Source organism: Acinetobacter sp. NPDC052428 (genome assembly GCF_044547685.1).
Taxonomy (GTDB): Bacteria; Pseudomonadota; Gammaproteobacteria; order Pseudomonadales; family Moraxellaceae; genus Acinetobacter; species Acinetobacter lwoffii_G.
Map to the genome: position 1 here is coordinate 1 of NZ_JBIUAT010000064.1, position 3,849 is coordinate 3,849.

A 3,849-nucleotide genomic window follows, 5' to 3' on the forward strand; every position below is an offset into this window, starting at 1 on the left:
CCCTTCCCGAACTCAGAAGTGAAACCTCTTAGCGCTGATGGTAGTGTGGGATTACCCATGTGAGAGTAAGTCATCGCCAGCTCATTATTCCAAAACACCCTCTGCTAACGCAGGGGGTGTTTTTTTTATGCGTGGGATTTTAGTCAAATAGCTCTTGGAATTGTTGAATATTGATTAAAAACTAGACTCATGGGTTTAGATTTTTAAGGAATAAGTAAGACTTTAGTCGGATATTGCATGAAAAGTAGCTGTGTTGAACTAAGTTGTTGCGAAGACATGGCGATAAGAATCATTAAAAATAATAAATAAGAGTTAGGGTCATGTGTCGTGCTGAAAACAACGAAAAAAACTCACAGGAGGTGAGTAAAAATGGCAGAAAACATGAAGCGAGTAGCAAACACGGTAAGTGTGAATGATGTGATTGATCAGGCAAAATTCACTAAATTTCACTTAAGCATTGTATTATGGTGTTTGTTTATTGTCCTATTTGACGGATATGATTTAGCAATTAACGGTGTCGTTCTGCCTCTACTTATGCAAGAGTGGGGCATGAGTGCTGTTCAAGCAGGCATGCTTGCAAGTACAGCACTCGCTGGCATGATGTTTGGAGCCATGCTGTTTGGGATGCTTGCAGACAAAATTGGTCGTAAAAAAGTTATCTTGATTTGTGTTTCTTTATTTAGTGCTTTTACATTTTTAGGTGGATTTACCACTAATCCAACAGAATTTGGTATTTTACGTTTTATTGCTGGTTTAGGGATTGGTGGTGTATTACCAAACTTAGTCGCTCTAACGTCTGAATATGCACCTAAACGTTTAAAAAGCACACTGGTAACCACCATGTTTAGTGGTTATGCGGTGGGCGGTATTATGGCTGCATTATGCGGTACATGGTTTACACCAAGTTTTGGTTGGGAAATTATGTTCTTCATTGCAGGTATTCCATTACTTTTTGTTCCATTTTTTTGGAAGTTCTTACCTGAGTCTTTAACTTTCCTCGTTAAAGAACAAAAAGTGAATGAAGCACGTCGTTTTATAAAGCAAGTCGAGCCAACTGCAGACATACAAGAAGATACTGAACTGGTTCTAGCTAGCGCTGATCAGACCCAAAGTGCATCAGTAAAAGCTTTATTTACAGAAAATCGTGCCACAGGAACATTCTTATTTTGGATTGCTTTCTTTATGTGCTTACTCATGCTTTACGCACTTGGAAGCTGGCTACCAAAACTGATGATGGCAGCGGGATATTCTTTAGGTAGCAGTTTAATGTTCTTATTAGCACTGAATATTGGTGCCGTGATCGGAACCATTAGCGGTGGTATTTTGGCAGACCGTTTTGACTTTAAACCTGTTCTTATGAGTATGTTAACTGTCGGTGTACTATCTTTGGTTGGTTTGGGCTTTAACTCTCCAACCCCTGTTATTTATTTACTTGTGAGTTTAGCAGGTGCCTCATCTATTGGTACCAGTATCTTGTTATATAGCTATGTTGCTCAATACTATCCTGTTGCAGTACGTTCTACTGGTATTGGTTGGGCTTCTGCTGTAGGGCGTACAGGTGCAATTGTTGGCCCAATCGTGATTGGTATGCTACTTGGTATGGAGTTACCACATAAATGGAACTTTATCGCGGTAGCAATGCCAGGTATTATTGGTATCATCGCTATTTCAATGATTCGTAAGCCACAATCTGGTCGCGTGGTGGTGAAAAAATTAAAAACAGCCAAAATTTAAACTCTCGTAATTAACCTACTCAGTTAAAAAAGCTCCTTACTTAAAGGGGCTTTTTCATATCTTTAGTATGAAATTAAATCAATATTCAATTGGTCAAAAGAATAAGCGGATTAATAGAGCTTAAATATTGGGCGAATTAAAAAATAAACATCAATTATTCAAAAGTTTATATTAATAATAGTGTGACATATCACGCAAATAAATGACATTTCCGAGAGCATAGCAGAATATCAATTAGTCTTATTGTGCCTTAAATCCCGCTTGCGTATATTGCCTGACATTGAAGATTGACTTCAGTCTTCAACAAGATGTTATGGACAAGTACTCATGGGAGATGAGAACGATGACAACGGAAAAAATAGATGTAAATTCTGTAGTCGATAATGCGAAATTCACGCCTTTCCACTTCAATGTAGTTGCTTGGTGTTTACTCATTATCTTATTTGATGGCTACGATCTCGCAATCAATGGTGTAGTTTTACCGTTATTGATGCAAGACTGGGGCTTAAGTGCAGTGCAGGCTGGAATGCTTGCAAGTACCGCACTGGCTGGCATGATGTTTGGTGCGATGATCTTTGGTTCCCTCGCGGACAAGATCGGTCGTAAGAAAGTGATTATGATCTGTATTGTATTATTTAGTGGTTTAACTTTTGCCGGCGGCTTTGCTTCAAACCCAACCGAATTCGGTATTTTACGTTTCCTTGCCGGTCTTGGTATTGGTGGCGTAATGCCAAACCTGGTGGCATTGACTTCGGAATATGCCCCACAAAAAATGCGTAGTACGCTGGTGACCACCATGTTTAGTGGTTATGCGGTCGGTGGCGTAATGGCTGCGTTATTGGGTTCATGGTTTACCCCAAGTTTTGGTTGGCAAATCATGTTCTTTATCGCGGGTATTCCACTGTTTTTATTACCAGTGATCTGGAAATTCCTGCCTGAGTCGCTCGCATTTATTGTGAAACAGAACAAGCAGCCAGAAGCTCGTCGTATTGTACGTCGCTTGGCGCCAAATCTGACGGTTACCGAGAATACAACTTTCACTTTGCCACAGGAAAATGTGCCTGAAGCAGCCAACGTGGTGAGCTTGTTCCGTCGTGGTCGTGCGGTCAATACTTTACTGTTCTGGGTCGCGTTCTTCACTTGTCTGTTAACCATGTATGCACTGAGCAGCTGGTTACCGAAGTTGATGATGGCAGCAGGCTACTCGATGGACAACAGCTTGATGTTCATGATGGTAATGAACGTTGGTGCGGTTGTGGGTATTGTCGGTGGTGGTATTCTTGCGGATCGTTTCCACCTGAAACCGGTACTGATGTTCCTGGGTATGATGGGTGCGATTGTGATGAGCTCAATGGGCTTTGCATCTAACCAATTCTTACTTTACATCTTAGTATTCTTGGCTGGTGCAGCGTCAATTGGTTCGCAAATGTTGCTGTATAGCTATGTTGCGCAGTTCTACCCACTTGCAGTACGTTCGACAGGTATTGGCTGGTCTTCTGCGATTGGTCGTATGGGTGCGATTGTAGGGCCGATTCTGATTGGTGGTTTACTTGGTATGAACCTGCCTGCTTACTTTAACTTTATGGCAGTTGGTTTACCGGTTCTGATTACTGCAATTGCTGTTGCATTGATCATGCATGACAATGAATCTGAAAAGATTGGTTCAATTGAACCCGCAGTGTCTAAAGCTTAAAACCAAGTTTGAAATAAGAAGCCTCCGAAAGGGGGCTTTTTTTTCATACCTATAGTATTATGTCTAAAATTTAATCAAAAAATACTATCTATGTTTAATTCAAATTTAACTTCAGATGATACTCAGATAGAGACTAATAAACTTATCTTGGATTTAAAAAGAGTAATAGAAAAAGAATTCAATGCTAGTGATTGGAGTGAGATTGGTCTTTTAGTTAATGCGGATCAAATAATTCATAATCAGGTGGTGTTTCAAAAAGTATGCTGAAAAAAACAATATGGCTTTTGATAAAATAGAGGTATGAAAATAACGCTACAAATCAAATGTCCTACCTGTCTAAGTAACAATATAAAGAGAAATGGCATCAAAGTAGATGGGAAACAAAACCATCAGTGCAAAGATTGCAAACGTCAGTTTATTTG

3 protein-coding genes are annotated in these 3,849 nt (G+C 39.9%); all 3 read left to right on the forward strand.

The genetic code is table 11. The annotated features are described in order from the left end of the window. The first annotated feature begins 369 nt into the window (after positions 1 to 369). Positions 370 to 1,734 (forward strand): MFS transporter, encoded by a 1,365-nt coding sequence (locus tag ACIG3F_RS15925; RefSeq protein ID WP_005245522.1) that lies wholly within the window; start codon positions 370 to 372, stop codon positions 1,732 to 1,734. 343 nt (positions 1,735 to 2,077) lie between these two features. After that, entirely contained in the window at positions 2,078 to 3,427 is a 1,350-nt protein-coding gene (locus ACIG3F_RS15930) for an aromatic acid/H+ symport family MFS transporter (protein ID WP_004647700.1), read from the forward strand. 300 nt (positions 3,428 to 3,727) lie between these two features. Beyond that, on the forward strand, positions 3,728 to 3,849 hold a 122-nt coding region (locus tag ACIG3F_RS15935), incomplete at its 3' end, for an IS1 family transposase (protein WP_396470525.1).

Excerpts from the sequence above, each read along its gene's own strand:
- ACIG3F_RS15930 (WP_004647700.1), top strand. The coding sequence starts at position 2,078 with ATGACAACGGAAAAAATAGATGTAAATTCTGTAGTCGATAATGCGAAA.
- ACIG3F_RS15925 (WP_005245522.1), top strand. The coding sequence starts at position 370 with ATGGCAGAAAACATGAAGCGAGTAGCAAACACGGTAAGTGTGAATGAT.